General features: G+C 60.3%; 2 pseudogenes. Both read left to right on the forward strand.

Annotated features, from left to right (window positions below):
- Positions 1-278 (forward strand): annotated as a pseudogene (locus AC5RUJ_RS14230) (hypothetical protein); the annotation flags it as partial.
- A 524-nt stretch (positions 279-802) separates the two neighbouring features.
- Positions 803-2,649: pseudogene (locus AC5RUJ_RS14235) on the forward strand (hypothetical protein); the annotation flags it as partial.

Genomic DNA, 2,649 nt, shown 5'->3' on the forward strand with positions numbered 1-2,649 from the left:
CCTACAAGCTGACCGGATCCGACGCCGGAAAGACCATTAAAGTAAAGGTCACCGGCACCAAGACCGGTTACACCGCCGTGTCGAAGACCTCGAAATCAACAGGCAAGATCGCCAAGGGCACGCTCACCAGCAAGACCCCGGCGATCAGCGGTACTGCGAAGGTCGGCAAGACCCTGAGCGCGACAACCGGGACCTGGACCTCCGGAACCACGCTCAGTACCAGTGGTACCGCTCGGGCACGGCCATCAAGGGCGCCACTTCCAAGACCTACAAGCTGACCGGATCCGACGCCGGAAAGACCATTAAAGTAAAGGTCACCGGCACCAAGACCGGTTACACCGCCGTGTCGAAGACCTCGAAATCCACACCCAAGATCGGCCGATAGATCAGGCCGCCGAGGTAGCGGCTGGCCATGACAGGGTTTAGCAAAAGATAGCCGTTCTTAGTTTCACTTGCAGAGTTAGGGCAAGTGCTCTTTCGCCGTCGTGGGCACGTACTCCATTACCGCTTGTTCAGCTAGGATGAGCTGAATAAGCGGACGGCATCCAATTTGACGGCCGCACTTTAGTGTGGTCTAGCTGGGGGAATATCGGTGCTTTCTGTTTATTGGGTTCAGTCCGTCGTTGCACGTAAAAGCAGACTCTCGCGTTCGACTCCGCGGCGGAGACCAGCTGCAGTGGCCGCAAGTCTTATTAGGAAGCTCCCAGCCTTACTTGTCTCAATCGCCTTAGCCATGTCGTTGGGACTAGCTGGGTCTGCCCCAGCGGCTGCCGCCGATGTGACGGCTCCGGCGTTGGTGTCAGTGTCTCTGGATTCACCCAAGACGGTGGGCGTTGGCGAGAAAATCAGGTTCAAATGGACGCTCAAGGACGCCGGCCCCATTAGCTCCGTCTCCTTTTGGGTCTACGGGCCGGGACAAAAATACAAGTCCGCCTATATGAAAGAGGTGCATCTCTCGGGACCAGGGGAATTCACGGGTTACTCCGAGACCGACGTCATCGACTCGCTGTCGTGGCCGGAAGGTGACTACAGAGTCACCCTGATTATGCCGAGTGATAAAGCCGGCAACTATGCCCGGGTGGAAGGCGACAGTGCACTTCTGGATCCGCTGACCTCCACGGTTTCCGGCACTAATGCCGATGTGACGGCTCCGGCGTTGGTGTCCGTGTCTCTGGATTCACCCAAGACGGTGGGCGTTGGCGAGAAAATCAGGTTCAAATGGACGCTCAAGGACGCCGGCCCCATTAGCTCCGTCTCGTTTTGGGTCTACGGGCCGGGACAAAAATACAAGTCCGCCTATATGAAAGAGGTGCATTCCTCGGGACCAGGGGAATTCACGGGTTACTCCGAGACCGACGTCATCGACTCGCTGTCGTGGCCGGAAGGTGACTACAGAGTCACTCTGATTATGCCGAGTGATAAAGCCGGCAACTATGCCCGGGTGGAAGGCGACAGTACACTTCTGGATCCGCTGACCTCCACGGTTTCCGGCACTAATGCCGATGTGACGGCTCCGGCGTTGGTGTCAGTGTCTCTGGATTCACCCAAGACGGTGGGCGTTGGCGAGAAAATCAGGTTCAAATGGACGCTCAAGGACGCCGGCCCCATTAGCTCCGTCTCCTTTTGGGTCTACGGGCCGGGACAAAAATACAAGTCCGCCTATATGAAAGAGGTGCATTCCTCGGGACCAGGGGAATTCACGGGTTACTCCGAGACCGACGTCATCGACTCGCTGTCGTGGCCGGAAGGTGACTACAGAGTCACCCTGATCATGCCGAGTGATAAAGCCGGCAACTATGCCCGGGTGGAAGGCGACAGTACACTTCTGGATCCGCTGACCTCCACCGTCGTTCCTAAAGTTTCCCCGGCTGCGGTGGTGTTCACGGATAAGGACGGCACCGCAGAGGACACCTACACGATCCCGGCGGTCGAAGGCGTGGACTACCTGGTCGGCGGCAAGACCGTTCCCCCAGGCACCCACAAGGGCACTGGCACCGTGACGATCACCGCCCGGGCGCAGGCCGACTACGTCATCGCCGCCGGCGCCATCACCGAATGGACCGCGGCGTTCAAGGCCACCCCGTACCCGGTAACCCCGGCTGCGGTGGTGTTCACGGATAAGGACGGCACCGCAGAGGACACCTACACGATCCCGGCGGTCGAAGGCGTGGACTACCTGGTCGGCGGCAAGACCGTTCCCCCGGGCACCCACAAGGGCACTGGCACCGTGACGATCACCGCCAGGGTGCAGGCCGACTACGTCATCGCCGCCGGCGCCGTCACCGAATGGACCGCGGCGTTCAAGGCCACCCCTTACCCGGTGACCCCGGCTGCGGTGGTGTTCACGGATAAGGACGGCACCGCAGAGGACACCTACACGATCCCGGCGGTCGAAGGCGTGGACTACCTGGTCGGCGGCAAGACCGTTCCCCCGGGCACCCACAAGGGCACTGGCACCGTGACGATCACCGCCAGGGTGCAAACCGACTACGTCCTTGCTCCCGGCGCCCAGACCGAGTGGACCGCGACGTTCAGTGGCAGTTTCACCGTGCCCGATACCGCGGGGCCCGTGCTTGCCGAGTCAACGGTGACGCCCTCGTCGCTTAATCTTGAGAGCGGTTCAGGAACGGTAAAGGTCACCGTCCGTCT

The sequence above is a fragment of the Arthrobacter sp. Y3223164 genome, assembly GCF_059091005.1.